26 protein-coding genes and 2 other RNA genes are annotated in these 26,451 nt (G+C 41.8%); 9 read left to right on the top strand and 19 right to left on the bottom strand.

From position 1 onward, the window contains the following. Nucleotides 1–68: 68 nt before the first annotated feature. Together ogt and kinE are read right to left on the bottom strand one after the other, a co-directional pair. Nucleotides 69–566, bottom strand: coding sequence for an O6-alkylguanine DNA alkyltransferase (gene ogt / locus BSU_13540; protein ID NP_389237.1), 498 nt, complete (start codon nt 564–566; stop codon nt 69–71). Then, nucleotides 563–2,779, bottom strand: coding sequence for a two-component sensor histidine kinase (gene kinE, locus BSU_13530; protein NP_389236.1), 2,217 nt, complete (start codon nt 2,777–2,779; stop codon nt 563–565). The genes ogt and kinE overlap by 4 nt, the downstream gene beginning before the upstream one ends. A gap of 252 nt (nt 2,780–3,031) precedes the next feature. On the opposite strand from kinE, the gene ykrP reads away from it, so the two are divergent. Next, on the top strand, nt 3,032–4,054 hold the full coding sequence (gene ykrP / locus BSU_13520) for a putative integral membrane protein; putative acyltransferase (RefSeq protein ID NP_389235.1): 1,023 nt from the start codon (nt 3,032–3,034) through the stop codon (nt 4,052–4,054). Nucleotides 4,055–4,096: 42 nt separating this feature from the next. Here ykrP and ykzE read toward each other — a convergent pair whose 3' ends face one another. From ykzE to htpX, 4 genes are all read right to left on the bottom strand, one after another. Next, nucleotides 4,097–4,273 carry a hypothetical protein gene (gene ykzE / locus BSU_13510; RefSeq protein NP_389234.1) on the bottom strand — a complete coding sequence of 59 codons (177 nt, stop codon included), beginning with the start codon at nt 4,271–4,273 and terminating at the stop codon, nt 4,097–4,099. A gap of 2 nt (nt 4,274–4,275) precedes the next feature. Continuing rightward, nucleotides 4,276–4,431: a hypothetical protein gene (gene ykzP, locus BSU_13509; RefSeq protein YP_003097718.1), complete on the bottom strand. Its 156-nt coding sequence runs from the start codon at nt 4,429–4,431 to the stop codon at nt 4,276–4,278. A 144-nt stretch (nt 4,432–4,575) separates the two neighbouring features. Continuing rightward, entirely contained in the window at nt 4,576–5,925 is a 1,350-nt protein-coding gene (gene ktrD / locus BSU_13500; protein ID NP_389233.1) for a K+-transporting ATPase, read from the bottom strand. Nucleotides 5,926–6,098: 173 nt separating this feature from the next. Beyond that, nucleotides 6,099–6,995, bottom strand: coding sequence for a membrane protease (gene htpX / locus BSU_13490; RefSeq protein NP_389232.1), 897 nt, complete (start codon nt 6,993–6,995; stop codon nt 6,099–6,101). A gap of 170 nt (nt 6,996–7,165) precedes the next feature. Between htpX and htpK the strand changes: the two genes are divergently transcribed. Then, entirely contained in the window at nt 7,166–7,867 is a 702-nt protein-coding gene (gene htpK, locus BSU_13480; protein ID NP_389231.1) for a regulator of quality control, read from the top strand. Between the two features lie 130 nt (nt 7,868–7,997). Beyond that, the gene (sspD, locus tag BSU_13470; protein ID NP_389230.1) at nt 7,998–8,192 is read left to right on the top strand and encodes a small acid-soluble spore protein (alpha/beta-type SASP); all 195 of its coding nucleotides are present in this window, start codon (nt 7,998–8,000) and stop codon (nt 8,190–8,192) included. A gap of 10 nt (nt 8,193–8,202) precedes the next feature. Here sspD and rsgI read toward each other — a convergent pair whose 3' ends face one another. The 5 genes from rsgI to ykoX form a co-directional block, all read right to left on the bottom strand. Next, nucleotides 8,203–9,348 (bottom strand): sigmaI modulating factor, encoded by a 1,146-nt coding sequence (gene rsgI / locus BSU_13460; protein NP_389229.1) that lies wholly within the window; start codon nt 9,346–9,348, stop codon nt 8,203–8,205. Then, nucleotides 9,345–10,100, bottom strand: coding sequence for an RNA polymerase sigma factor (heat stress responsive) (sigI, locus tag BSU_13450; protein NP_389228.1), 756 nt, complete (start codon nt 10,098–10,100; stop codon nt 9,345–9,347). Before sigI ends, rsgI begins: the two co-directional genes overlap by 4 nt. A gap of 263 nt (nt 10,101–10,363) precedes the next feature. Continuing rightward, nucleotides 10,364–11,338, bottom strand: coding sequence for a putative manganese-related ion transporter (ykoY, locus tag BSU_13440; RefSeq protein NP_389227.1), 975 nt, complete (start codon nt 11,336–11,338; stop codon nt 10,364–10,366). Next, nucleotides 11,226–11,359, bottom strand: an RNA gene (gene mnrW / locus BSU_misc_RNA_87) — manganese ion riboswitch. The genes ykoY and mnrW overlap by 113 nt, the downstream gene beginning before the upstream one ends. 55 nt (nt 11,360–11,414) lie before the next feature. Further along, complete coding sequence (gene ykoX / locus BSU_13430) at nt 11,415–12,080, bottom strand: putative integral membrane protein (RefSeq protein NP_389226.1); 666 nt, start codon at nt 12,078–12,080, stop codon at nt 11,415–11,417. Between the two features lie 180 nt (nt 12,081–12,260). On the opposite strand from ykoX, the gene dgcW reads away from it, so the two are divergent. From dgcW to ligD, 3 genes are read left to right on the top strand one after another with little or no spacing between them, the layout of a single operon-like run. Continuing rightward, complete coding sequence (gene dgcW / locus BSU_13420; protein ID YP_054577.2) at nt 12,261–14,663, top strand: diguanylate cyclase; 2,403 nt, start codon at nt 12,261–12,263, stop codon at nt 14,661–14,663. A 36-nt stretch (nt 14,664–14,699) separates the two neighbouring features. Then, nucleotides 14,700–15,635, top strand: a complete 936-nt coding sequence (gene ligV / locus BSU_13410) for an ATP-dependent DNA ligase subunit Ku; AP/deoxyribose 5'-phosphate (5'-dRP)-lyase (RefSeq protein NP_389224.1) — start codon at nt 14,700–14,702, stop codon at nt 15,633–15,635. A gap of 3 nt (nt 15,636–15,638) precedes the next feature. Then, on the top strand, nt 15,639–17,474 hold the full coding sequence (gene ligD, locus BSU_13400) for an ATP-dependent DNA ligase subunit; 5'-2-deoxyribose-5-phosphate (dRP) lyase (protein NP_389223.1): 1,836 nt from the start codon (nt 15,639–15,641) through the stop codon (nt 17,472–17,474). 25 nt (nt 17,475–17,499) lie between these two features. Here ligD and ykoT read toward each other — a convergent pair whose 3' ends face one another. Continuing rightward, nucleotides 17,500–18,513 carry a putative glycosyltransferase gene (ykoT, locus tag BSU_13390; protein ID NP_389222.1) on the bottom strand — a complete coding sequence of 338 codons (1,014 nt, stop codon included), beginning with the start codon at nt 18,511–18,513 and terminating at the stop codon, nt 17,500–17,502. Between the two features lie 12 nt (nt 18,514–18,525). Beyond that, nucleotides 18,526–20,220 carry a putative integral membrane protein gene (ykoS, locus tag BSU_13380; RefSeq protein ID NP_389221.1) on the bottom strand — a complete coding sequence of 565 codons (1,695 nt, stop codon included), beginning with the start codon at nt 20,218–20,220 and terminating at the stop codon, nt 18,526–18,528. A gap of 192 nt (nt 20,221–20,412) precedes the next feature. Here ykoS and ykoQ point away from each other — a divergent pair, with 192 nt between their 5' ends. Beyond that, on the top strand, nt 20,413–21,225 hold the full coding sequence (gene ykoQ, locus BSU_13370) for a putative metallophosphoesterase (RefSeq protein NP_389220.1): 813 nt from the start codon (nt 20,413–20,415) through the stop codon (nt 21,223–21,225). Nucleotides 21,226–21,252: 27 nt separating this feature from the next. On the opposite strand, the gene ykoP is transcribed toward ykoQ, so the two are convergent. Further along, nucleotides 21,253–21,804 (bottom strand): hypothetical protein, encoded by a 552-nt coding sequence (gene ykoP / locus BSU_13360; protein NP_389219.2) that lies wholly within the window; start codon nt 21,802–21,804, stop codon nt 21,253–21,255. A 91-nt stretch (nt 21,805–21,895) separates the two neighbouring features. On the opposite strand from ykoP, the gene ykoN reads away from it, so the two are divergent. Next, entirely contained in the window at nt 21,896–23,017 is a 1,122-nt protein-coding gene (gene ykoN / locus BSU_13350) for a putative glycosyltransferase (RefSeq protein ID NP_389218.2), read from the top strand. 14 nt (nt 23,018–23,031) lie between these two features. Here ykoN and ykoM read toward each other — a convergent pair whose 3' ends face one another. The 3 genes from ykoM to ykzB all read right to left on the bottom strand — a co-directional run bounded on the left by ykoM (nt 23,032) and on the right by ykzB (nt 24,054). Continuing rightward, nucleotides 23,032–23,496: a putative transcriptional regulator (MarR family) gene (gene ykoM, locus BSU_13340; protein NP_389217.1), complete on the bottom strand. Its 465-nt coding sequence runs from the start codon at nt 23,494–23,496 to the stop codon at nt 23,032–23,034. 132 nt (nt 23,497–23,628) lie between these two features. After that, nucleotides 23,629–23,811, bottom strand: coding sequence for a hypothetical protein (gene ykoL / locus BSU_13330; protein NP_389216.1), 183 nt, complete (start codon nt 23,809–23,811; stop codon nt 23,629–23,631). A gap of 87 nt (nt 23,812–23,898) precedes the next feature. Beyond that, on the bottom strand, nt 23,899–24,054 hold the full coding sequence (gene ykzB / locus BSU_13320; protein ID NP_389215.1) for a hypothetical protein: 156 nt from the start codon (nt 24,052–24,054) through the stop codon (nt 23,899–23,901). Nucleotides 24,055–24,248: 194 nt separating this feature from the next. Between ykzB and tnrA the strand changes: the two genes are divergently transcribed. Then, complete coding sequence (gene tnrA, locus BSU_13310) at nt 24,249–24,581, top strand: nitrogen sensing transcriptional regulator (RefSeq protein NP_389214.1); 333 nt, start codon at nt 24,249–24,251, stop codon at nt 24,579–24,581. 42 nt (nt 24,582–24,623) lie between these two features. On the opposite strand, the gene mgtE is transcribed toward tnrA, so the two are convergent. Then, a complete protein-coding gene (mgtE, locus tag BSU_13300; RefSeq protein NP_389213.1) occupies nt 24,624–25,979 on the bottom strand; it encodes a magnesium transporter in 1,356 nt (451 codons plus the stop codon). A 237-nt stretch (nt 25,980–26,216) separates the two neighbouring features. Further along, nucleotides 26,217–26,370, bottom strand: an RNA gene (gene swmG, locus BSU_misc_RNA_68) — magnesium riboswitch. Nucleotides 26,371–26,451 lie beyond the last annotated feature (81 nt).

Raw genomic sequence — 26,451 nt, 5'->3', positions numbered from 1 at the left:
TCAGACCAACTTTTTTAACTTAATAAAATGATATGTCGGCCGTGAAAAAAGGGAACGTGCCATATGTTTTATTTTTCTTTATAGGAGATTCGCTCGATGTTTAGCAAAAATGCTTTGATCTCCGTTTTGCTTCCGGCGTATCCTGTTAACGCACTGTTTTTGCCGATCACTCTGTGGCACGGGACAAAAATCGGCAGGTCGTTACGTTTATTAGCCTGCCCGACAGCGCGCACCGCTTTCGGACTGCCGACAGCAGCGGCAATATCCGCATAGCTTCGGGATTCGCCATATGGAATCCTCTCCAGCGCTTGCCACACTTTTTGCTGAAAAGGAGTGCCCTTTTGGCTGAGCGGCAGGGAGAATGTCTTCCTTTCGCCTGCGAAATATTCTTGAAGCTGTTGTTTCGCTTCTGCAAGATTAGGTGTTTCCTTATGCTCAGTATTCTGAACCGTTTCTTTCCAATCCACCCAATCTTCCTGACTGAGAAATAGACGAGTGATCCGGTCCTCCTCTTCGGCAATGATAAGTTCACCGAGCGGCGTTTCGGCTGTCGTATAGTAGTTCATTCATCATTCCTTCTTTCTTCAGCATTCTGTCTGACAGGAAGCGTAATATGGAAAACGGTGCCCTTCCCTTCTTCACTTTCTACCATAATCTCGCCTTGATGTTCTTCAATAATTTTATAGCTTACCATAAGCCCAAGTCCAGTTCCCCGTTCCTTTGTCGTATAAAACGGTTCACCAAGTCGCTTTAATTTATCTTCTGTCATTCCGATTCCCTCGTCTTTTAAGGAGATTAGAACATGATCTTGATCCAATGCCTTTATCGTTACAAAAATATTTCCGCCGTCAGGCATCACTTCGATGGCGTTTTTTAATATATTGATAAAAACCTGTTTCAGCTGATTCGGTTCACAGTAAATCGGGGGAATGTCGTCAATTAAATCAAGTTGCATTTGTACATTGCTGAGATTGGCTTGCGCATTTAGAAGGTCTATCGTGTCCCTCATAATTTGGGTAACATGTTTTTCCTCATACATAATGGCCTGGGGCTTGGCTAAAATCAAGAATTCGGTGATGATGGATTCGATGCGCTTTAGTTCTGAGGTGATCACGTTGAAGTAAAGGGCGTAGTCTCCCTCGACACTCCCTTTCAGAAGCTGAATGAAGCCTTTAAGAGCAGTCATCGGATTTCTGATTTCATGAGCAATACCGGCTGCGAGTTCGCCGACAACATGAAGGGTATCTGATTTGCGCAGGCGCTCCTCCAATTCTTTTCGCTCTGTTACGTCTTTAAAGATAGCCAAGTTCATATTTTGAATAATATTCCGTTTAAATGAGAATTCGAGTTTTCTGTTATCACCGCTGCTCAGCAAAAATGGAATTTCGTTGTCCATTTCATCAAAATTAATCTGCCTTGCCGGTGATGCCAAATTTTCTATTTCATAAGCAGAAATAATATCTAACAGGCTGTGCTGTTTGATCTCTTCATGTGACAGGCCCAAAATATGGCTTGCTAACGGGTTGGCGTCGATGATCCTGTATTGATTGTCGAACAATACATTGCCGTCCATTGATCCGTTGAACACTTTTCTGAATTTCAGCTCGCTTTCCCGAAGCTCCTTTTCCATCCGCTTTCTGTCGCTTACATTTCTTAAGATCGTCAAATGCTGATTTTCAAGGATTGTCCGTTTTGAAGTAAATTCAAGCTCTTTGAATTGGCCGTTCCCCATTTGAAACAGCAGCTCTTCTCTGATCTCTCCGTATTTTGCGTATTTCCTCTTCGTTATGCTGTATTTCTGCTGCGAGTCAACGAGAAAATCACACAGCTTTCTTTTCAACAGCAAATTCATCGGCAGCTCAAAAATTTTACAGGCTGATTGATTCGCTTTTACGATTCTTCCGTCATTCGACCAGATGATGATGGCGTCCATTGCATTTTCAAAGATTTCTCTGAAGCGCTCCTCACTTTTAAAGAGCTGCAGCTCCATAGACCGCTTCTCTGTGATATCCCTCATAATGGACATATAAAAACCGCTGATGATGTTTGATGTAATCGTGAATTCAAATAGTTTTTGAACTCCTGAACGAAGCTTGACAGGCAGCTCCCCCTTCGCTTTTCCCTTGCGGTTGAGCGCCTTCCAGATATTGTCGAAATCTTTTCGTGAGCCGCTGTCTATGAACTCATACAAAGATAAATGAGACAGCTCATTATGATTGATTTCAAAGCTTTTACAAAAGGACAAATTTGCATCAATAAAACCGCCATCTTTATCAAACAGGACGATTCCGTCAACTGCTCTGTCAAACAAGTCCTTAAAAAGCTGTTCATTCATAGAGAATTCCCGCTCCAGAATCTTCTTAGAAGATATGTCCCTCATGACAACAAAAAAGAAATCCTCACCAATACCTCTTTTGGCCAGAAACTCTATGTATTTTGTTGCCCCGCAATCAAGCCTGATCGGAACCTCCTTCCACAGAAAGCCTTTTTTAAAAAACTTCTTTACGGAAAGATTCAGTTCATCCTTTGGGATTGAAAACAAAAAATCCAAAACAGAACGCTTTTTCAAATCTTCCGAGTCAACTTGAAGCATCCTTTCTGTTGCTTCATTTGCCTGAACAATCCGCATTTCGTTATCACAAATAAAAATAGCATCGAGCGTATTGTTGACAATCACTTGATGCTGATTCAATTCCTTTTTCAGTCGCGCGTTTTCTTCTTTGAGGCGATTCAGTTCCTCTCGCAGCTCCGAGTTTGTCTGGACACCAAGAGTTTCCATGCATGTACACTCCTTCTTCAAAACCTATCCCTCAATATTTCTACAAAATGCGGGAACTTCCTTCATTTGCCCTATAAATTTCAGAAAATTTCAGCGTCATTACATTACGAAGACATTTTCTACGATCCTTACCGTCACTTTACATCGACCTAACAATCAGCATTTTTTTAGATTCCTTTTTCATCTTTTATTTTAAAATATGTACCAGCAGGGAATAATCTCTTAGTGACTGATGAAAGAGAAGGTGATGCTATGAGTAAATCGCGGGACAGTTATTTCGATAACGCAAAATTTTTATTGATATTCCTTGTTGTATTCGGTCATATCCTTCGTTCCTTTATTAATGATAATCATTTTATGCTCTACCTCTACAAGTTCATTTACACATTCCATATGCCTGCATTTATTCTTGTATCCGGTTATTTCGCGAAAGGCTTTAAACGGGCGGGATATGTAAAAAAGCTGGCGGTCAAGCTGATTATTCCGTATTTGATTTTCCAAATTATTTATTCCGTCTTTTATTACATTATGCAAGATGAAAGCATGGCAAATGTGAACCCGATTGATCCGCAATGGTCGTTATGGTTTCTTGTAAGCTTATTCTTTTGGAACCTGCTCCTATATCCTTTTTCAAAGCTTTCAAAGCAGTGGGCGCTGTTTGTCAGCTGCGGAATCGCCGTGCTGATCGGTTATCTGGACTTTGTCAGCAGCACGCTGAGCTTGTCACGGACATTCGTATTCTTACCGATGTTCCTTGTCGGTTTTTATTTAAATAAACATCATTTTGATTTATTGAGATCAAAACGCGGCAAACAAATTGCGCTCGGAGTGCTTGCCGCAGTATTCGTCATCTGCTGGGGCATCGATTTTGACTATTCTTTTCTGTTTGGTTCAAAACCGTATTCTTCATTTGGAGACGTTACCCTGGTAAGCGGACTATCCCGAATCGGCTGGTATGTACTCGCCTTTGGGGCAACCTTCAGCTTTTTAGCGCTCGTTCCGCAAAAACGGTATTTCTTTACCAAATGGGGAACCCGGACATTTTACGTGTATCTGCTTCACGGGTTTATTATTAAGACATTACGGCAGGTCGGGCTTGAGGATTGGCTTACTGACTATCAAAGCTTAGTGATCCTCTTGCTTTTAACAGCAGCCCTGACATCAGTCCTCTCCAGCAACTTTGTTAAGACAGTCGCTCAGCCATTCATTGAGCTGAGGATGACAAGCTTATTGCAATTTGTCAGAGGAACGGGCAAAAATGCTTATTTAAAATAGAAAAAGCACCTCTTAAGCGGGACGCCGCCTAAGAGGTCTTTTTTATTGTTGTTTTTTGTTTTTTTCTTTTTTCTTTTCAGGCTTGGTGACTTCCAGCGTTTCGATGATCTTTCCGGCATTGTAATCCCCGAGTTCACTTGAGAATTCTTCCTCCAGCACCTTTTTATTCATAGGCTTTTTATGATTTTGCATGTCTCTGCTATGACGGTTTTTCTTCACAATTACATGCCTCCCTGCTGGCCCTGTTTGGAATTGCGGTTTGCCCCTCTAAAATTGGGGTCGTCATGATATTGTGTCTTATATGAATTGGGGTCCATGCTCTCGGTAGGTGTATTGTTATTTTTAATGGCTTCATTCACTTCAGCTTTACGCTTCATACGAATCCTCCTCGCCAATTTTCAGACATTTTAAGATGCAGGAGCGTAAATTGCACCTGTCGGAGTTAGGTTCTCCAACTGAACAGGAGGCACACATCTTTTTTTTGGTAATCAAAAAACACCGCAAAATATGCGGTGTTTTGCCTATCCGATAATCACTCTTTCCTTCGGATAGTGATAATTCGCTTCAATTTCCTTTCTTCCGATCAGATACAGGAAGGTCAAGATGCCGATTCGCCCGATAAACATGACAATCATAATGACGCATTTTCCAACACTGCTCAAATCTGCCGTAATTCCAAGCGATAGGCCGGTTGTACCGAATGCCGAGCACACTTCAAACAAAAGCTCCAGCAGGGAATGTTTTTCTGTAATGGTCAGAATGAGTGTCGCGCCAAAAACGAGCAGGATCGCCATCATCGTGACAACAAGCGACTTCATCAAGTCAGCAGGGTGAAGCTCCCGTTTGAATACCTTTACGGCCTTATTGCCGCGGGCAAAATGAAACAGCGCAAGAAGGTTCAAAGCAAAAGTCGTTGTCCTTATGCCTCCCCCGACTGAGCTTGGCGACGCTCCAATAAACATCAGCGCACAAATAAAAAAGAGTGTGGAATCTGATAATTGGCTGATATCGATTGTTGCCAGCCCCCCGCTTCGGGTTGCCGTTGATTGAAACAGGGACAAAAACAAAATATCATGCCATGATTTTCCTGCGAACGCATGGTTTGCTTCCAGGGCAAAGATGCCAATGGCTCCAAACAAGACAAGTGAGCCGAACGTAATCGTCGTGATCTTTGTAAAAAGCGTAAATGGATAACGCCGATGCTTTGAAAACAGGAAATCCTTTACTTCAACAAGCACGGGAAATCCAATCGCTCCAAATATAATTAAAAGCATTGTAATAAACTGCACAAAGTAATCGTGGCGAAATGGAATCATCGAATTACCGGTAATATCAAATCCGCCGTTTGTCGTTGCACTGATACTGGCAAAAAATCCGTGTAAATAGGCTTCCTGATAGGAGTCATAGTAGGTTAAGAAATATGTGCCGAGTATCAGCCCGCCAAAAAATTCAATCCACAAGATCAGAAACAGTACCTGCTTCATCAGATTGACAATTCCTGAAAACTGGGATTGGTTTTGATCAACCATAATCAGCTTCCGTTCTTTCAGCCCGATTCGTTTTCCCATGATCAGCCAAATGAACGTTCCGAGCGTCATAATTCCGATTCCGCCAAATTGCAGAACAAATGCTAATATAAAAATCCCTATTGTGCTGAATGTATCAGCTGTATCAACAACTGTCAGCCCCGTTACACTGACTGAACTGACAGCTGTAAAAAGCGCATCAATAAACGTCCAATCCGCCCCCGGTTTATGGGCCGCCGGCAAACTCAGCAATATAACGGCCACAGTAACTGCAAGAAAATAATATAATGCGATCAGCTGGGCCGGTGACAAGGCCTGTATCAATTTTCCAAACTTTAATCTCATGTAAAATCCTTCTGCCTCTCTTTTTAAGTACGGTAATTATTCTAAAGATATTAGGTCCATTTTTAAAGGCTTTTACGAAACATTTTCTTAACTTGCTTATTTTTTTATGATTTTAGTCAATGGATAAAATAAAAAACCTCTGAGAATTCTCTCAGAGGAACAATGTGTTTGTATTATTTAGCTTCCAGCCGTCTGATTCGCTCATCTAAATCAGGATGAGTAGAGAAAAGTGAAGAGCGCTTCTTGCCATTAATCTTTAACGTTTGGACAGCTGTCTGATCGTCTTCCAAAATCCGGGAAGAATAGCTTTTAAGCGTCCGCAGCGCATGAATCATCTTGTCCTTGCCGGCAAGATCCGCTCCTCCCCTGTCAGCATGGAATTCACGATGGCGTGAATACGCAAACACAACCAGGCTGCCAAGTATCGAAAAGACAATCTGAAAAATAATCATTGCAATAAAATGAACGATCGGCGCTAGATCTTCTTTGACAAAACGGCTTGCTATCCAAGCGGCGATACGCGATAAAAAGACGACAAAGGTATTAACGATACCTTGTAAAAGCGTCATTGTTACCATATCACCATTTGTGATATGCGCGACCTCGTGGGCAAGCACACCTTCAACTGCTGCGTCATCCATCTGCTCCAGCAGCCCTGACGATACTGCGACAAGTGAACGGCGTTTTGACGGTCCAGTCGCAAACGCGTTTACTTCAGGTGAACGGTAAATCCCGACTTCCGGCATTTTCGTTAAACCGGCAGAGCGGCTTAATCTGTGAACACGATCAACCAATTGCTGTTCCTCATAGCTGAGCGAGTGTTTTTTCGGATTCAGCACTCTGACGCCCATCATCGTCTTTGCCATCCATCTGGATATCGCAAGAGACGTAAAGGAACCGACAAATCCAACGACTAAACTGAACACAAGAAGCGCCATTGGATCGATACCGCCATCAGCTGTAAAGTACGTCCCGACTCCTGTAACAGAGCTTAAAACAGACAAAACGATCCCGATTGTTGTAAGCACCAAAATATTCGTTAGAATAAACAGAAAAATTCTTTTCGCCATAACAACCTCCGTTATTTTAAGTTCAAAAGAACCCGTATATTTAAATTATAAAACATCCATTTGAAAATGCAAGGAATTCGACGTATGATGTTAATGTAATTTGCTGACGCTTGAATTTTGAACTTATACATAGACCTATATCCGCGTCAAATTGTTTAAAGAGGTGAACAATGAACATTTTTAAACTCTCTCGAACCGATATGGTGCGGCTGCTCTATTCCCTAAAAGGACAAGGAGAACATAGCCCGCTCGACATTCTCGTCCAATCAGCGAACATGTCAGCAGAAAAAGCAGCCAATCATCTAGAAATTCCTGAATTTCTTACAAGATACGAACGAAAAAAACAGAAAAAAGAATACGGTCTGTCTACAAATGAAATCGTAGAGCTTGGCAACTTATGCGAGCTGACTTCGTTAAAGTCAACCGCGATTCAAAACTGGGTAAAGCGTGATATCAAAGATCTGATCGGACACCCTGAGCTGGGCAAAAAATACTCAATTGAACAGGCAGTTATTCTTTTAATTGTACGTGATTTAAAATCCATTTATGACTTTGAACACATACGGGCTATTTTAAAAGTGGCCTTTAACACAATCTCAGACAGATCTGATGATGTCATCAGCCCGATTGCTTATTATGAAAGCTGCGCATATGTGCTTGATGCCATCCATCACCAAGATACTCCTTCTATGAAAGAATCAAATCTGCAGGAGATCGCCGAACAGGAGACAGAGCGTCTCCGTCACCGTTTTGAAGAACTGAATGACAGCCAATGGCTTAAAATCAGACAGATTATCGCCATTACAGTCCTCTCCATTTTGACATTCCATATTCAGGCAACCGCACATAAAATGACAGCAGACATTCTATAGTCTGCGCCACCCCGGCTCAGAGGCCGGGGTTTTATTTTTCTCCACAACAATTGCCAGCATAAATAAACCCCGTATATTTCAAACTAAATACGCGTTAAGAATTTCTTTATCGAAAAAGGAGATGAAAAAGATGGCGAGCAGAAATAAACTCGTTGTTCCAGGGGTGGAGCAGGCACTAGACCAATTTAAACTCGAAGTGGCTCAAGAATTCGGTGTGAACCTTGGTTCTGATACAGTCGCACGCGCTAACGGCTCTGTAGGCGGAGAAATGACAAAGCGGCTGGTACAGCAAGCACAATCACAATTAAATGGCACAACTAAATAAATTCAGGTCTTTATTCGCCGGGGGCACTCGGCGAATCTTCATTTTTAGCTGAATGATTATCACTGCTGTAGCCGTTTGGATTACGTCGGTCTGAAGCGTTATCCCTTCTGGACGAAGAACGGTTCTTGCCTTGTTCACCATTGTTCCAGTCCCTGTGATATTGGCTTTGGCCCTTGTCAGCGCCGTTATTTTCATTTCCTTTATCTTGAGGATCTTGTATTGGGGTTTGCTCATGGTCCCCATCTTTTTCGGTATTTGTGTTTTCATCTGATTCCTTTATTTTTTTATCTTTGTCACTATCATCAATCTGGTCATCCGCTTTCTCTTCTTTCTGGTCTCCGGAATCCGCATCATTCAGCTGTTCATTATCTCCTTGCTTGCTGTCCTGGGTGTCAGTTTGATCGGTGTTTTCATCCTCATTTTCATCACTCTTTTGATCCTCTTCCCCGGATGGTTTGCTGGAGTCATCTTTTATATCTTTATTGTCATTCTTTTCATTTGATTTGATGTAGCTGCCTGTTGAGACGCCTTCTTTCTTCGCTTTTTCCCTCGTTTGCATATCTGACTCGAGAGATTCCATGCGGTATGTCGTTTTATATTTTTCAGTCACATCATTCAGCTGTTTTTTCACAGCCTTTTTATATGTATTGTCTTCTGTGTTTTCATAAACAGTGGAAATCAATATTTCTTTCGATTTTTTTACATACCCGTGTTCACTGCAGTCGGTTATAATATCGTCAATCACCTTTTTAAAATCAGTCTTCTCCCAATCATCTATATCATTCACGACTTTCTGTCCCTCATCGTTTAGAGGCGTCAGTTCAATCACTTCATAATCGCTGTTTAACGCCATTTCGACGCTTGGATTGATATCGATTGTCATATACGCATAGGCCTTATTATTAGAAAAAACGGGGAGAACTATAAAAATAAAGAGCATAATAGCAGTCATCGTAAAAATCCCCATTTTGAAAGGGCGCAGTTTAAAAAAATCAAAAAAGCTGGCCCTTCTGCCCATGCGTGTTTCACTCGGAAGCATGATTTCTTCTCCGATTTCATAGCTGTGTCGATCATTTTTGGCTTTTAAAAATTGTCCGTCAGGGGTCAGCAACGTGACGAATTTTTTATTTTTCTCTACTATAATCCCTCTTCTCATGAGTGCAGCACCCCTTTAAGATAATCTTTTAAATAAATATAATCACCCGTAATGATAATACACATCGCAATAATATATTTTCTGTTTCTCTCAATCGTTTTTCGGCTTACAGAGACAAGCTGTTCAAGCTGTTTGACCGGAAGCTGCTTCTTTGTATACAGGATAGCGGCCAATTCTTCATGTTCAACAAGCGTCATTGCCACCTTTATGGCGTTTTGCCTTGCATCCGTGTGTTTTGGAGAATTTTCAAGCAGTTCTTTAAACGATAAACCATAATCCTTGAGCTGCTTTTGAAAATAGAGGATTTCCTCCCGCCTCTGCTCCTGTTCAATCTGACGGCGGTATTCATCAATGGAAAGCTCGGCTTCAATCAGGCTTTGTGATGACTCCTGATCGTCTCCTTCCTGTAAATCGATATTTATATTTTGTGCGCTTCTGGCTTCTTTTCTAATGTAATCAATGACTTTTCTTTTTATAATAAGCTCAGCAAATGCGAGCAGAGAATTTCCTTTTTCAGGTGAATATTTTTCTATAGCTTCATTAAACGCGATCAGTCCAATACTGAACTCATCGTCTTTTTCATCTATATATCGTTTACAAACGGATGAAACCGTCTTTGCGATAAATGGCTTATATTGCTGTATTAATTCATTTTGCAGATCTTTATTGCCTTTTTGTATACTCTCAACAGCTTTTTCAAGTGTTTGCTTCTTTTTTCCCAATTTAAACAAAAGGCTAAGCACTGGTTTCACCTCAGTTCCTCCCTATAACTACTCATTAATGATAGCTAATTTGATAGGGATTCGCAAAGGAGAAAAAGAAATATTGATTTCCAATGTCTCAATTATGACAAACCATTCTGACGTTCTATACATGATTTCGTGCCTTTCTAAAGAATTAAGGGGGTTTTATGCGTGTTTTTTGTAACAAAGATGTTATAAAAATGTTATTTTATTTCGCTTATGAAAACGCTTCAAACACAAAAAGACTCTGCTTTTAAGCAGAGTCTTTCAGATTACGCCCGTTCACGGGTGCTGTTTTTTTGTTCGTTTTGTGCACCCTCCGGCTGTTTTTTCCCACCTGACATAAACCAGCCGCAAACCGCGATTGCTGCTAAGACACCCCAGAATATCAGCTTCCATGTTCCAGAATGGATAAAGTGCTCAGAAACAACCGCTATGTCGCGATGGGCAAGCGTATATAAAGCAAGCTTCACTCCGACCCAGCCGACAATCACAAAGGCTGCTGTTTCTAGGCTTGGACGTTCCTTTAATAACTTCACAAACATGGAAGCCGCAAACCGCATGATCACCAGTCCGATGATACCGCCGGCCAAAATGACGAGAAATTGTCCTCCGTCAAGTCCGCCGATCTTCGGGAGTGATGTCCCAGGAAGTGTAACCGCCAGCGCTACTGCTGCTAAGATGGAATCAACAGCAAACGCGATATCTGCCAGTTCAACTTTTAAAACAGTCGGCCAAAAACCGCTTTGCTTCGTCTCTTTATGTGTGTCTTCTTTCTTAAATACATATCTTTTCAATAAGTGGCTTGCTGAGATATACAGCAAATAGATCGCGCCAATCGCTTGAACCTGCCATACGTTGACCAAGAAAGAAATTGCAAATAAAGAGCCAAATCGCAGAACAAAAGCCCCTGCCAATCCATAAAATAACGCTTTTTTTCTTTTTTCCTCCGGCAAATGTTTTACCATTACCGCCATAACCAGCGCGTTATCGGCGGCTAAAATCCCTTCCAGCCCGATCAAGACGAGAAGAACCCAACCATACTCTAATAATAATGCTGCATCCATAAATGATACCCTCCCAAAAAAGTTGTTTTCTTTCTCTTCATCCGATCTTATGCCGGCCGGACCATGCAAAAAAGACCTTTGCCGACATAAGGCAAAGGTCTTGCTAGACATGAATTCAGGCATGCCAACAAAGCCGATGGATACAATCCATGAAATGACGACTTTGTTTCCGGAATACATTCCGGACGCTACTCCCCTTTGGGATTTCAAGAAATATGATTTTATACGTCAATAATATGCGCAGCGCAGTGATTTGTCAACGTTTATTTTTCAAAAATACAGATAATTGTTCGGAGTGCGTGCGTTTCTTCCTCTTTTTCATCAGTAAGTAGAGCAGGAACAGCGCCAAAATCGCTATCCCGATCGGAAGCATATATTGATCAAGAATAGAGCCGACTGCCTTCCAATTTTCACCGAGCTTCACACCGAGATAAACATATACAAATGTAATCGGAAGCATAGCAATGAATGTATAAAGCGAAAACACCCAAACATTCATTTTTGCAATTCCGCACGGTATGGAAATCAATGTCCTGATACCAGGCAAGAAACGGCCGCTGAAGGCGACAAAGCCCCCATGTTTTTTGAAAAAATTATCTGACTTATCAAGCGCTTCAGGTTTAATAAAGAGATACTTCCCAAAACGTTCAAGAAACGGCCTTCCTCCGTACCGGCCTATCCAATACAGCGTAAGCGGACCGGCCACTCCTCCAAGCGATCCTGCCAAAACAACGCCAGCAAGTGTCATATCGCCTTTAGATACCCAATAGCCCGCAAGCGGCAAGACGACTTCGGCCGGAATAAACTCAATGCTGAGCGCTAGAAATATTCCAAAATAAGATAAGCTTTTAAATGCTTCAATCCATGACATAACCAGCTCTTCGATAGCCACCAACTCCCTTGTTTCATGTTTATGTATCATACATTTTTCTCTTTTCGGAAAACATCAAGATGATTTTAACACATTTTTCACGGTCAGTTGAACTAAAAATAGATCTCCCTCGTATTTCTATCGTTTTGAAGGCTGAAACTCTGCGGTTAAGCAGCCGATAATAAAGAGAGTCAACAAGACTGGAACACACGATACGGGGGGAATCTCCATTTGGAAATACACGTTACATATAATACGACTCTCATATGTTTATCTATTCTAATTGCCTGTACCGCCTCGTATATTTCCCTTGAACTTTCAAGGAAAGTCACCATCAATACAGGCTTAAAAAGTAAAATTTGGCTGATCGGCGGCTCACTTATTATGGGATTCGGTATTTGGTCAATGCATTTTGTAGGGATGATGGCCGTCCATATGGAAATGCCGATGGAATATGAATTCATGCCTTTAATGGCAGCCATTGGCGCATCTGTTTCGGGATCATTTGTGTCATTATATTTTGTCAGCCGGCACATTCTTACATATTACAGACTGCTTACCGGATCAGTTGTGCTTGGCGCATCTATTGCTTCTATGCACTATATCGGAATGTCTGCCATTTCCCGGGTAATGATTATTTACGAACCTATTTTATTTACAGTTTCAATTATCATTGCGATTGCAGCCTCTTTCGTCTCGTTAAAAATATTCTTTGACTTGGCCGTAAAAAAACATTCTGAGCATCTTATATTCTATAAAGGCGTCAGTTCAATTGTAATGGGCATTGGGATTTCGGGCATGCACTACACAGGGATGCTTGCGGCAACTTTCCATAAGGACATGGCTCCGCCCGGAAGCCATATGGAGGTGCAAACGTTTCATTGGTCAATTTTTGTTACTTTAATTATTTTTTGTATCCAAACGTTATTGTTATTCAGTTCCCATGCAGATCGAAAGTTTATTAAACAGAGCGAACGCATAAAGGATAACGAACAGCGATTTCAGTCTTTAATCGTCCACAATATTGATGCAATTTTTATTTTATCATTAGAAGGAGACATAATATCTTCCAATCACGCTGGTGAGGAAATGATCAGCAAATTTGGCTTCAGCATGCATGACTGGAGGAATTACACATCACTGAAGGTTAAGCGCCTTTTTGAGCAAGTTAAAAAAGATAAACAAGCGATGAACAGCGATAGCGATCTTATCACTGAAAAAGGCCAGTTTCACTTAAATATTACGCTTATACCTGTTGAGGTCAATCAGGAACTAGACAGCATTTATGTCATTTGTAAAGACATGACGAAGCAGTACAAAGCAGAAAAAGAAATCCATAGAATGGCTCATTATGATTCGCTTACAGACTTACCTAACAGAAGGCATGCCATCTCTCATCTAACAAAGGTGCTGAATCGCGAGCATTCCTTGCATTATAACACTGTTGTATTCTTTCTTGACTTAAACCGGTTTAAAGTGATTAACGATGCATTAGGGCATAATGTCGGTGATCAATTGCTTCAGTTTGCAGCTAAACGCCTGTCATCTGTAGTCCCTGATAACGGATTTATCGCCCGTCTTGGCGGTGATGAATTTATTATTATATTAACAGACGCCAATACAGGAACAGGCGAAGCAGATGTTTTAGCAAGAAAAATTATCCAAAAATTCAAAAAACCTTTCAAAATTCAAGATCACACCCTTGTCACATCTGTCAGTATCGGGATTGCGATATCTCCAAAAGACGGGACGGATGGCCTTGAATTGATGAAAAAGGCTGATATGGCGATGTATGCGGCTAAAGAACGAAACAAAAGCAAATACAGATACTATTCTTTTTCAATCGGCAACAAAGAAACCGTTAAGCTTAACCAAGAGATGGTACTCAGAGAAGCAATCGAAAACGATAGATTTGTCTTGCATTATCAGCCGCAATTCAGTGTGAAAAAACAAAAAATGACAGGAGCAGAAGCACTGATACGCCTTGTGACACCAGACGGGCAACTGCGTCCGCCCGGAGAATTCATCGGTGTTGCAGAAGAAACGGGACTTATTATTGATATCGGAAAGTGGATTATAGATGAAGCATGCAAGCAGGCAAGGATTTGGCATGACAAAGGCTATGATCTTTCTGTCGCCATTAATATTTCCGCCAGACAGTTTCAATCTAAAGATCTGATTCCCCTCATCAAGGATACGCTTAATAAGTACCAGCTTCCTCCGCAGCTTCTTGAAGTGGAGGTGACGGAAAGCATGACAATGGACAATCTCAATCACTCCAAAAAGGTTTTGTCATCCCTAACAGAATTAGGAATCAGAATCAGTATTGACGATTTCGGTACTGGTCACAGCTCTCTTAGCTATTTGAAGGACTTCCCGATTCACAGGCTGAAGATTGACAAATCATTTATTGACGATATTCAGACCCATCCTAAATCAGAGCAAATTACCGGAGCTATTATTGCCATGGGGCATCAGCTGTCTTTGCAGGTGATTGCCGAAGGTGTGGAAAATGCAGCTCAAAAGCAGCTTCTTTTTGAAAAAGGCTGCGACCATTTGCAGGGCTTCTTTTTCAGCAGGCCAATACCTCCGGAACAATTCGAACAATTCATTATTGAACAGCCGTCGCAATAACAGCGCCGGCTTTTTTTCACCCATAAGTTACTACACATGAATCGTACTCCTTCTCTTCACACTAAAGAAAAAAAGGGGTTTATCGATATGCATACAATGTGGAAGGGATCGATCAGCTTCGGATTAGTAAACATCCCCATCAAGCTATATGCGGCCACAGAAGATAAAGATATTAAACTGCGCAGCCTCCATAAAGAGGATCACGCACCAATCAAATACGAGAAAGTTTGCACAAATTGCGAAAAAACTCTTAGTCCTGATGAAATTGTGAAGGGATATGAATATGTAAAAGGAAAATATGTAGTGCTGACAGACGAAGATTTAAAAAGCTTAAAACAGGAGCATGAGGAGAAAGCAGTTGAGATTGTTGACTTTGTTCAGCTTCAGGAAATTGATCCGATTTATTTTAACCGCTCCTACTTTGTCGGCCCCGGGGATAATGGGACGAAGGCCTATACCCTGCTGCGTGAGGCGCTGCGCTCAACCGGAAAGATCGGTATCGCCAATATGACAATCAGGTCAAAGCAGCAGCTGGCGATTCTCCGCGTTTATGAAAATTGTATCGTCATGGAGTCTATCCATTATCCCGATGAGGTCAGAAGCGCCGCTCAAGTCCCAGGTGTACCTGATCAATCGAATGTAAACGATAAGGAACTGCAAACTGCTATCACATTAATAGATGAACTGACTGCTAAGTTTGAGCCTGAGAAATATGAAGACACGTACCGACAGGCGCTGCTGCAAAGAGTCAACGACAAGCTAGAAAATAAAGAAACGGCTGTCACTCCTGATAAAGCGCCACCTCGTGAAGATGTCATTGACCTGGTAAGCGCTCTGCAAGCCAGCATCGACAGAACCAGAAGGCCGAACCGGGAGACACCGGCTGCCGCACCTGCACAAGCCGCTGAACCGAAAGGAGCCGGAGATAAAAAACAAAAAACAACTAGAAAAAAAGCCTCCGGCACATCATAGCGCATGGCGTTTACCATGCAGCCGGTCTTAACTTCGTCACCGCCAATCGGAGCAGAATGGCGTTACGAAGTAAAATATGATGGGTACCGCTGTATTCTCCGCATCCATTCTTCAGGTGTGACCTTAACCAGCAGAAATGGTGTGGAGCTCAGCAGCACCTTCCCTGAAATCACACAATTCGCCAAAACTGCCTTTCAGCACCTAGAAAAAGAGCTTCCGCTGACACTTGACGGTGAAATCGTATGTTTGGTGAATCCCTGTCGTGCAGATTTTGAACACCTTCAAGTGCGGGGGCGTTTGAAAAGGCCAGACAAGATTCAGGAATCGGCAAACGCGCGGCCGTGCTGCTTTCTCGCCTTTGATTTGTTAGAGCGAAGCGGAGAAGATGTAACGCTTCTTTCGTATTTGGACCGCAAAAAATCGCTGCGTGAACTCATATCCGCAGCAAAGCTTCCTGCATCTCCAGATCCTTACGCAAAAGAAACCATTCAATCCATTCCCTGTTATGATCATTTTGATCAACTCTGGGAGATGGTAATAAAATATGACGGAGAAGGAATTGTAGCGAAGAAAACAAACAGCAAATGGCTTGAAAAGAAGCGGTCGTCCGATTGGCTCAAATATAAAAACTTTAAACAAGCTTATGTTTGCATAACAGGGTTCAACCCTAACAACGGGTTTCTGACGGTATCGGTGTTAAAAAACGGAATAATGACACCGATTGCCTCTGTCTCGCACGGAATGCGTGATGAGGAAAAAAGCGCTATACGCGAGATTATGGAACAGCACGGACATCAAACACCCTCAGGCGAATTTACGCTTGAACCTTCGATTTGTGCAGCTGTTCAATACTTAACAATTCTCCAAGGCACATTAAGAGAGGTATCGTTTATCGGTTTCGAATTCCAAATGGACTGGACCGAATGCACGTATGCGCAAGTCATACGACACTCCAAACCGGTTCACCCAAAGCTCCAGTTCACAAGCCTGGATAAAATCATATTTGAAAAGAATAAAAAAACAAAAGAAGATTTTATTCAGTATATGATTGAAGTCAGTGACTACCTGCTCCCATTTCTGAAAAACCGGGCTGTCACCGTCATCCGCTATCCGCATGGATCTAGGAGCGAATCATTTTTCCAAAAAAACAAGCCGGACTATGCGCCGGATTTTGTTCAGTCTTTCTATGATGGAAGCCATGAACATATTGTCTGTGAGGATATGTCTACATTGCTATGGCTTTGCAACCAGCTTGCTTTGGAGTTTCACGTTCCTTTTCAAACCATTAAAAGCAGGCGTCCGGCTGAGATTGTCATTGATTTAGACCCGCCTTCGCGAGATGACTTTCTTATGGCCGTGCAGGCCGCAAATGAACTGAAGCGGCTGTTGGATTCCTTTGGCATCACATCGTACCCGAAGCTGTCCGGCAACAAAGGCATCCAGCTTTATATTCCCTTGTCTCCCGAGGCATTTACGTATGAAGAAACACGCCAATTTACGCAGCTGATCGCAGAGTACTGCACCAATGCATTTCCCGAGCTCTTTACCACTGAACGCTTGATTAAAAACAGACACTGCAAATTGTATCTTGATTATTTGCAGCATGCAGAAGGAAAAACGATTATCTGTCCCTATTCAACGAGAGGAAATGAGCTTGGGACTGTTGCAGCCCCGCTCTACTGGCATGAGGTGCAATCATCTTTAACACCCGCTCTGTTTACAATTGATACGGTCATCGATCGAATTAAGAAGCAGGGCTGCCCATTTTTTGATTTTTACCGCAACCCGCAAGACGAACCGCTTAGCGCTATATTGCATCAGTTGAAGAAAAAGAGCTGACTAATGAAGTCAGCTCTTTCCGTGTTTAACTGTACTTTTTTTCTAACCGCTCTTTTTCCTGGCGCTGAAGCGGGCTCAGCTGTTCATTATACAAATCAATATCAATCGCGTATTTCGGCCGTCTTTTCACTTCAGAAAAAATCGTTCCAATATACTCTCCGATGATTCCAATTCCCATCAATTGCAGCCCGCCCAAAAACCAAATGGATATGATAAGAGACGCCCAGCCTGCATTCGTATGGCCGAGCAGCTTTTGAATAAACGCGCCAATCCCTGCCACAGCGCTGAGGAAAAACAAAACAAACCCTAAAAGCGTAAAGAATCGAATTGGTGCGACACTGAATGAAGTAATCCCGTTAAAAGCGAAGGATAGCATCTTTTTCAGCGGATATTTCGTTTTGCCGGCAAAGCGTTCCTTGCGGTCATACAAAACTTCGGCCGATTTAAAGCCGATCATGGGGACAATACCTCTTAAAAACAGATTCGCTTCCGGATAACGCTCAAGCTCTTCAAGGGACCTTTTATTCATTAAACGAAAATCAGCATGATTATAAATTAATTTAATCCCAAGTTTATTCATGAGACGATAAAACCCTAACGCGGTCGTGCGCTTGAAAAAGGTATCGGTTTTTCTGCTCCGGCGTACACCGTAAACGATCTCGCAGCCCTCATGATATTTCAGCATAAAATCCCGGATCACAGAGATGTCGTCCTGAAGATCAGCATCGATCGAAATGACGCAGTCTGACCTATTCTTCGCTTTATGCAATCCGGCTAAAAGCGCTTTTTGGTGGCCGACATTGCAGGCTAATTTTAAGCCGGTAACCTTCTTGTTTCTTATGCTCTCCATAGCAATCAAAGCCCAAGTGCGGTCTTTGCTGCCATCATCGACAAACAGAATTTTACTGTCTTCAGCAATTAATTTTTCTTCAATTAAATCATCTACAACCTCTGTCAGCTGATGGCTTGTTTCTTGAAACACTTCCTCTTCATTGAAACACGGGACGACGATGGTTAATACTGGCTGTGACTGTTTCAATCGATATCCTCCTTATCTTGTTTCATATAAATAAATGCGCCAGGCGGAATCTTTATGGTCAAACGTCTTTACGAGCGCGAGATGGTTTTGTTCAGCATTCATGATCGGAACTGAAGAAAAAATGTACCGTCCACCCATTTTTTTAAATACATCTGTATTTAATTGAAGGTTGTTGATCGTTTTCTTCGAGTTCTTTTTGAAATCATATCGTTTACCGAGTTCATCGACAAAAAGGTAGCAGCGGCTGCCCCATTCATCAAAGTATTGTTTCAGCCGAGAATTTTTTTCCAGCTCTTTTTCGATGATTTTTCTAAATTCATATTTATATGAGAGCGGATACAGATTGTTATACGTATCTAACGTATAAAACCCGTTATATTGGGCGATAGACGGATGCAGTCCGATGCTCGCCACCCTATACGAATCTTGCGGACGTCCGATATATTCCTTAATCTCTTTGAATTGCTCTGATGCATAAAACTCCCTGAATGTCGGCGCGTTGTAATGAACACCATACGTATATTCTTCATTAAAAGGCGCCAACACCATCAGCTGTGCAGCGACTGCGGCGTACACAAGCCATTTCCATCCTTTCCCCATCCGCCAAATGAGATATAAAGCAAGCGCAAAGCTCACGTATATAACAAGCGGCCGAAGAAAATGAAAACGGGCAAAATTAAATTCTGCTAAAAAAGCAAATTTCTGCTTTGGAACAGCCCAAATTTTGTTGAACCAAAACGCATACCATAATGACAACCCGTAATTAAGCACACATAAAAACAGATAAACATTTTCTGGCTTTGTCCGATTTCGTTTGAACAGCAGAGCAGCAAATACGACCATCAGGATCGGAAGGATGACAACGGTATGAACGGTCATCACATGATTATGGCCATAGACAAAGTTTTTTATGGATAGTCGAAGAGAATGCCAAACGTCATGCCTAGATGAGATAAATTCGATACGATGCATCGGTGCGTGCTCAAACAGCATCGAATAGACAAGCCGATATTCAACGAAAAGATAGATACTCGTCATAAATGCAATACTGCCTAAGAACATCAAATTCCATCTTCTTTTTGTAATGGCATCATACAGCCAAAAACACGCCATCCCTGCCAGGAAAAAGAAGAAGCCTAGAACAAAGCTTGAGTATAGAGGGAGCAAGCCCAGCGTCAGCCACTCTCTCCATGAGATATCCCCTTTTCGGATATTTAAAAAAGCCCACAGTGCCAAAGGGTACCCAAGCGTACTCAGCATTCCCGAAGGCCAGAACGGTGTTAAGGCAAATGCAAGCGATACGCCAATTCGGATGAAAGCCGCTTTTGGTTCCGGGATTATATGTTTCTTCAGCAGCACATACATTCCAAAAAAAGCGACAACTCTTGTAACCGTCTGGCTTATTGCATAGGCGGTCATGGAAGAAAAGAAAGCATGGAGCCAAACAATTCCGCTCCACTCGGTGCCAAAGGCATCCCGGGGCAGCCCGTTAATGATTTGCGGAATGGCAGCGTCAACCTTGCCGACGATTTCTCCGCTATCGGCCAGAACCTTGTACCAAGCGATGTTGGAATCTAAATTATCGTGGACCCGGATATGGGCATCTTCCTTTAAAATAAAAAGCGGGGATACATACAATAAAAGAAGAAATAATGCGATCCAGAGATAATATGTTTCTTTTTTTTGTTGTCTCATCAATCGTAACATTGCTTACACATCCATTTGTTATTCTGACTCCGTCGGCATGTTCTGCCTCATGTGTCAAAATTTATTATCCCTTTTCCCTTCCAAATCATTCATCATATGACAATCCGTTTTTCAACCTGTCTCTACCCATTAATTCCCGCTATCCATAGGGCTTGATCACTTACTATACTGATAGAAGGGAGGGGATATATTTTGTTTACAATCTTACTTTCATTGGCCATACTCGTATTTGTGCCATTTCTATATAAAGCGAACCGCAATACAAAAGATGTGAAAGTCAACACCATTTCAATCGACCAAAAAGACGGCCTTCCAGCCAGAAAAAAATTAAATATCCTTCATTTATCTGATCTTCACTTGGAAAACATTTCAGTCTCACCTGAGGAGCTGTATCATTTAACAAAAGATCAGCCTGTGGACATCATTGCTCTTACCGGGGATTTTCTTGATCGGAAACGTAATATTCCGAAACTGGCAGGTTACTTGAACGCCTTGCAAAAGCTAAAGCCTGCATATGGAATGTACGCGGTGTTCGGTAACCACGATTATGTATTGAAAGAAGAGGACTTTCAGAGATTGAAGCGAGTTTTAGAGGAAAACGGCTGTATCACGCTGCAAAATGAACATGTTCGAATCGAGACGGCTGCAGGACCAGTCAATATTATCGGCATTGATGATTACAGTACGAATCGGAGTAATATCACCGGCTCTTATCAAAGTCTGGAAAATGGCTATCATCTTGTCTTAACACATGACCCAAATATTATTCTGGATATGAAAGATGTTCATTATGATTACCTGCTGTCAGGGCATTTTCACGGCGGGCAAATTCACTGGCCAAAACCGTATCATTTGGTGAAAATGGGAAAGCTCGTGCGAATGAACATGATTAAAGGCCTTCATTATCATCACGATAAACCATTTTATATCAGCGAGGGCTTGGGACAAACCGGCGTAAATATCCGTGTCGGAAGCCGCCCTGAAGTGACATTTCATCAGATTTAATCAAAAAAGACTGTGCTGACCGAGGCATCAGTCTTTTTTTTGATAGGTTTTCTGCAGCTTTTCTTTTGAGATAAACAAATAGGATGAATTCGGTAAATGCCGCAAGCTCACAGGCTTTGAAGTCAAATATAAAATCGGCACATGAGACACTTTTTTAAAGCATCTGTAAAAAGGGTTCACCGGGGTGATCACATCAAAGCCGAGCCTTTCCACACCTTTGTCAAGCATTGTAATCCCAATGATTCCTTTGATTTTCTCGCTTTTTTTATGATTGTTGATATAGTCAAGAAGAAGCGGCATCGATTGATATACTTTCTGATAAATAATGATTCCCTTTCTGACTGCGCTCTCAATGCTTTGCAGCTCCCTGATCAGCTTTATGTTATGCAGGTGGATTTTAACGAGCACATCATTTTTTCTTATATGCGTTCCGTCGCTAAGCACGACATGATGTCCTTTGTACTTCGTCAGCCTGACTCGAAAAACGCTTTTTTGATCGTTGTCAATCAAGCTTAGCCTTGAAAAAAAGAAATAAATCGGATCAACCACTCTCCATATGGAAAGGAAACAAGTTTTCATCTTTTCACCTTCCTTATGATCAAAAACACCCTTATATTTTGTGAACGTTCTCCTCAAAATATAGTTGCCATATTTTTTTAGGAGGACTGTCATGAAAAACATTCTCATTTTTCCTTTTTTAAGCATTTCCACCGGCCATCATCATGTGGCTGATGCATTGCAGGCTGAATTAGAGTCTCAAGGGCTGGCAGCTGAAAAGATTGATATCTTTTCACATTCGTATAGGCGGTTAGAAAAATTGTCCTCCGTGGCTTATTTAAAATGGATTCAATATTTCCCGAAAACGTACAGCGGCATTTACAGGCTCCTCGCCTGCGGAGAATTTCAGCATGACAAACGCTATTTCATGTACGAATGGCTGTTCACACAGCAAATGAGGCACATCCTCCAAGAAAAACAGCCTGATATCGCCTTCTGCACACATGCGCTGCCTTCTTATCTGCTGAACCGACTAAAGCCTGAATATCCGAATCTGACGGTTGTGAATGTATACACTGATTTTTTCGTGAATCAATTATGGGGACGGAAGAACATTGATTACCATTTTGTTCCGAGCACGGAAGTAAAGAAGCAGCTAATATCAGAGGGTATCGATCAGAACAACATATACTTGACCGGCATTCCAGTTCACCAAAATTTTGAAATGGAATCAGCAGATACCTTGCAGCACCACCCGCCATATACCATCATCATCACAGGGGGCAGTATGGGGGTCGGTGGGATTTTAAAATGGGTGCAGGAACTGTCGCCAGGCGGAAAGATCTTATACAAAATATTATGCGGCAGAAACGAAAAGCTCTACTCCTATGTCAAAAGTTTACACCACCCCTTGATTGAGGCGATTCCTTACCTTCACAGCAAAGCAGAGATGAACCGTTTGTACGAACAGGCGACAGGCATCATGACTAAACCCGGAGGCGTGACCATCAGTGAATGCTTACAGAAACGGCTTCCGGTATTTATTTATCATGCACTGCCGGGACAGGAGGAAATGAATTTAAACCTTCTACATGAAAGGAAACTCGTCACAGATATGAGAAACTGGGACATGCAGAAAGCAGAAGAGTATATCGCGGCATTTTTTCAATCGAACGAACAGATGAAGGAGTATAAAAAACACGTCAATGGATACCTTGGCGAAATGTCTGATAGGAAGATTAAAGATGTTTTAAAAAGAATCATATGGAAACAAAAAAACACTCTCCTGAAATAGAGAGTGTAGAATAGTTAACGAAACAGCAAATGCTGGCTGTGTATGCCTGCTTTCTTGAGCAGGACGATCAGCTGGTCCTGTTCATCAGGCGAAAGACCTGAAAACGCTCTCGCAATACGCAGTGCATGAATCGGATAAATTTTATCCAAATACTCATTTCCCTTGTCAGTTAAATGTGCGTAAACAGAGCGTTTATCTTTCGGGTCCTGCTCCCTTACTAAAAACCCGTTTCTTTCTAGTTTGTCAATAACATATGTGACGTTTCCGCTTACAAGCAGAAGTCTCGACCCAATTTGCTGTAATTTTTGCGGGCCTCTTGTGTACAGGAGTTCCAGTACAGCAAATTCAGTGGGATTAAAACCGTGCTCTTTGCTATCACGGATACTATGTTCGGACACACTTTTGAAAGCCCTTGCAAAAACTCTGTACAAATTCATCGCACGCTCAACTTCTTCTTCGTTAAACGATAATCTCATCATATCTACCTCGTATATAGGATTTTTATAAAAAAATAATGAAAACCCTTACATATAATAAGAGTTCAGTCCCTTACTATACGTATTCGCTATAATTCGAGAAATTCCTTCTAAAAGCAAAAAAATCCTTATACATTATCTTGTATAAGGATAATTTTTATGATTTGTAATGCTTCGAAAGAAATAAGCGTATTCTTTCCGAAGCTCAGAAATCGTCATTTTGTTCATGACCTCTTTATTATAAACCCCTATCTGATAGAGTTTTTCAGAATAATGGCGTCGTTCTTTTTCTAAAGCGGATTTCAATAAATTACTCATAGCGTCCTCCTTCATTTTGAGGTATCCTATACAAAAGATACTCTTTTTAAATGAACGTGGTATGAATCTAATGTAAAGAATTTATGTTTACGAAGATTTTCGGTATTGTCCGTTTTGAACCGATCTTAATAATTGAAAAGCCTGTTCTCCGGCAAGCTGCATAAACGTCTCCAGCATTTCATCACGCTTGATATCCAACTCTATAATTTCTTTTGCCAGTGAGACTGCTTTTTCTTCCTCCATGATTATCCTTCCTCCTCGTTTGATTCGTTACATAAAGGATAAAACGCGCTTGGGTGTTACGCATTATTCTTGTTAATTTTTCTTCCGTATTTTTTCAAAAATCTTCTATTTGATGTTAGAAAATATGACAAGCGTCAGGTTTTTTCTCTTTGTTTTTTATATACTATTATCAAAAGACATCCAGGGGTGGAAAAATGACCACAGAAGATCATTCTTATAAAGACAAAAAAGTGATTTCAATCGGAATTGTGAGTGAATTGACAGGATTGTCCGTAAGACAGATCAGGTATTATGAGGAACGAAAGCTCATTTACCCGCAGCGTTCTTCAAGGGGGACAAGAAAATACTCCTTTGCCGATGTGGAGCGGCTGATGGATATCGCCAATAAGCGTGAAGACGGCGTACAGACGGCAGAGATTTTAAAGGATATGCGCAAAAAAGAACAGATGTTAAAAAACGATCCGCAAGTGCGGAAAAAAATGCTGGAGGGGCAGCTTAATGCTCACTTTCGGTACAAAAACCGTTAAATAATAAAAGTCCGGCTCGCAGTTGAGACGGACTTTTTACGTTTATAATGAGTGAATGAATGCAGTGGCAATGCCAAAGTAGATTAATAAAGATAAAATATCGTTTAACGTTGTAATCAGCGGTCCAGAAGCAATCGCCGGGTCTACTTTCAGTTTGTGCAAAATAATAGGGATAATCGTTCCTGACATCGTGCCGATGATTAAGGTTAAGAACAGTGAAGAGGCGACAACAAATCCCAAAAGCGCATTCCCCTGCCATATGATAGAAACAATCGCAATCAGCACAGAACAAACCGCTCCGATAAAAATGCTTGTTCTGAACTCCCGGAAGATCAGGCGCACAATCGTTTTTTTGTTCATTTCTTCTTTAGACAAACCTCTGATGACAACCGCAAGAGATTGTGTTCCCGTATTTCCTGTCATCCCTGACACCATCGGCATGAAAAACGCAAGCGCGACAACCTGCTTCAGCGCGTCTTCAAAATAGCTGATAATGCTTCCTGAAATCAGTCCGATAAATAAGAGTAAAATCAGCCATGGCAGACGCCGGTATGCCGCCACGTAAGCTTTTGTGTCAAAGGTGATGTCTTTACCGGAAGCGGCAAATTTTTCGTAATCCTCATCAGCTTCCCGAATAACAACGTCGATAATATCATCAACCGTCACAATGCCGACAAGCACGTTGTTTTCTTCTACAACCGGTATTGCCAAAAAATCGTAACGTTCTATCAGGCGGGCAACTTCTTCCTGGTCCTGAAGAGCATCTGCTGATATGACGCGGGTAAACATTAAATCCTGCACCTTTTCTTCAGGTTCACCCAGAATCAAATCGCGGTAGGAAAGAACCCCAACCAGCTGTTTGCTTTCATTAATAACATATAAGTAGTTGATCGATTCAGCTATTTCAGCGAAGCTTTTCAGTTTGACGACCGCGTCTTTTACCGTGTAATGCTGAGGGATCCACACATACCGGTTTGTCATCATGCGTCCCGCTGAATCAGCCGGGTAATTCATCAAGAGCTGTACAGCTTTTGATTCTGACGCTTCCATGCTGGATAAAAGCTGTTCCTTCAGTTCTTCGTCCATTTCTTCAAGCAATTGAGCGAGGTCATCGTTGTCCATTTTGTTCATCGCCAGTGTTGCTTTTGTTTTTCCGACTTTATTTAAGACGACAAGCTGAAATTCGCGTTCCAGCTCCCCGATCATATCAGTGATATCGTCTACAGTTAAATAAGATAAATAGCGGGCGCGATGTTTTTCCGGCATTTCTTTAAAAATAAATGCCATGTCATAGGGCTGAAGCTCATCAATAACACTTCTAAAATCCCTGATTTTCCCGTCTCGCAGTAAAATAATGATGCGTAAAATGAGTTCGTCATAGGTCATGTTTTGAACCATCGGGACTCGTACCTCCTCTACGGAGACGTGCCGGCCTCGCCAGAAGGTGCGGCAGTTCGTCTCCTCATCGTGTAATCAATTGTCTTGCTGTCATAGTATATGGGTACTTCTTCAGATTGACTCGAATGGGGAGAATCCATACTCCGCACCTCCTTTGATTGGTTTCGTTTTAAAGGCATAAAAAAAGCCTTCGGGATTGAAGGTGAAAGAAGCACGGCAAAAAAAGCGTGCGGGCGCCTTCAATCGTAGAGCTTTAGCACTGTATGGCATAGGACAAGCATCCAGCTGCATTAAAAATCACCTTATGTCGATGATTTCTGTTGACCCATTGGCGTCTTTGGACATTTTTGGGCAGCAGCGTATCTCCATACAGGAGCCTCACCTAACGAAGTTCCTAATTGAATTGACACACTGAGATTACAGAAAAAAACAAGCTATGTCAACTCAAAAAAGTAATAAATGCGCTTACATC

This window comes from Bacillus subtilis subsp. subtilis str. 168 (assembly GCF_000009045.1).
Lineage (GTDB): Bacteria > Bacillota > Bacilli > Bacillales > Bacillaceae > Bacillus > Bacillus subtilis.
This window is presented reverse-complemented; position numbering and strand designations above follow the sequence as displayed.

Coding starts and splice junctions, on each gene's coding strand:
- ykoY (NP_389227.1), bottom strand. CDS start 11,338: ATGTATTCCGGAAACAAAGTCGTCATTTCATGGATTGTATCCATCGGC.
- mgtE (NP_389213.1), bottom strand. CDS start 25,979: ATGGTTCAAAACATGACCTATGACGAACTCATTTTACGCATCATTATT.
- ligD (NP_389223.1), top strand. CDS start 15,639: ATGGCGTTTACCATGCAGCCGGTCTTAACTTCGTCACCGCCAATCGGA.
- sspD (NP_389230.1), top strand. CDS start 7,998: ATGGCGAGCAGAAATAAACTCGTTGTTCCAGGGGTGGAGCAGGCACTA.
- ykrP (NP_389235.1), top strand. CDS start 3,032: ATGAGTAAATCGCGGGACAGTTATTTCGATAACGCAAAATTTTTATTG.
- ykzP (YP_003097718.1), bottom strand. CDS start 4,431: ATGAAGCGTAAAGCTGAAGTGAATGAAGCCATTAAAAATAACAATACA.
- ligV (NP_389224.1), top strand. CDS start 14,700: ATGAATCGTACTCCTTCTCTTCACACTAAAGAAAAAAAGGGGTTTATC.
- ktrD (NP_389233.1), bottom strand. CDS start 5,925: ATGAGATTAAAGTTTGGAAAATTGATACAGGCCTTGTCACCGGCCCAG.
- ykoM (NP_389217.1), bottom strand. CDS start 23,496: ATGATGAGATTATCGTTTAACGAAGAAGAAGTTGAGCGTGCGATGAAT.
- ykoS (NP_389221.1), bottom strand. CDS start 20,220: ATGTTACGATTGATGAGACAACAAAAAAAAGAAACATATTATCTCTGG.
- htpK (NP_389231.1), top strand. CDS start 7,166: ATGAACATTTTTAAACTCTCTCGAACCGATATGGTGCGGCTGCTCTAT.
- htpX (NP_389232.1), bottom strand. CDS start 6,995: ATGGCGAAAAGAATTTTTCTGTTTATTCTAACGAATATTTTGGTGCTT.
- ykoN (NP_389218.2), top strand. CDS start 21,896: ATGAAAAACATTCTCATTTTTCCTTTTTTAAGCATTTCCACCGGCCAT.
- ykzB (NP_389215.1), bottom strand. CDS start 24,054: ATGGAGGAAGAAAAAGCAGTCTCACTGGCAAAAGAAATTATAGAGTTG.
- ogt (NP_389237.1), bottom strand. CDS start 566: ATGAACTACTATACGACAGCCGAAACGCCGCTCGGTGAACTTATCATT.
- ykoL (NP_389216.1), bottom strand. CDS start 23,811: ATGAGTAATTTATTGAAATCCGCTTTAGAAAAAGAACGACGCCATTAT.
- rsgI (NP_389229.1), bottom strand. CDS start 9,348: ATGAGAAGAGGGATTATAGTAGAGAAAAATAAAAAATTCGTCACGTTG.
- kinE (NP_389236.1), bottom strand. CDS start 2,779: ATGGAAACTCTTGGTGTCCAGACAAACTCGGAGCTGCGAGAGGAACTG.
- ykoP (NP_389219.2), bottom strand. CDS start 21,804: ATGAAAACTTGTTTCCTTTCCATATGGAGAGTGGTTGATCCGATTTAT.
- tnrA (NP_389214.1), top strand. CDS start 24,249: ATGACCACAGAAGATCATTCTTATAAAGACAAAAAAGTGATTTCAATC.
- ykoX (NP_389226.1), bottom strand. CDS start 12,080: ATGATACATAAACATGAAACAAGGGAGTTGGTGGCTATCGAAGAGCTG.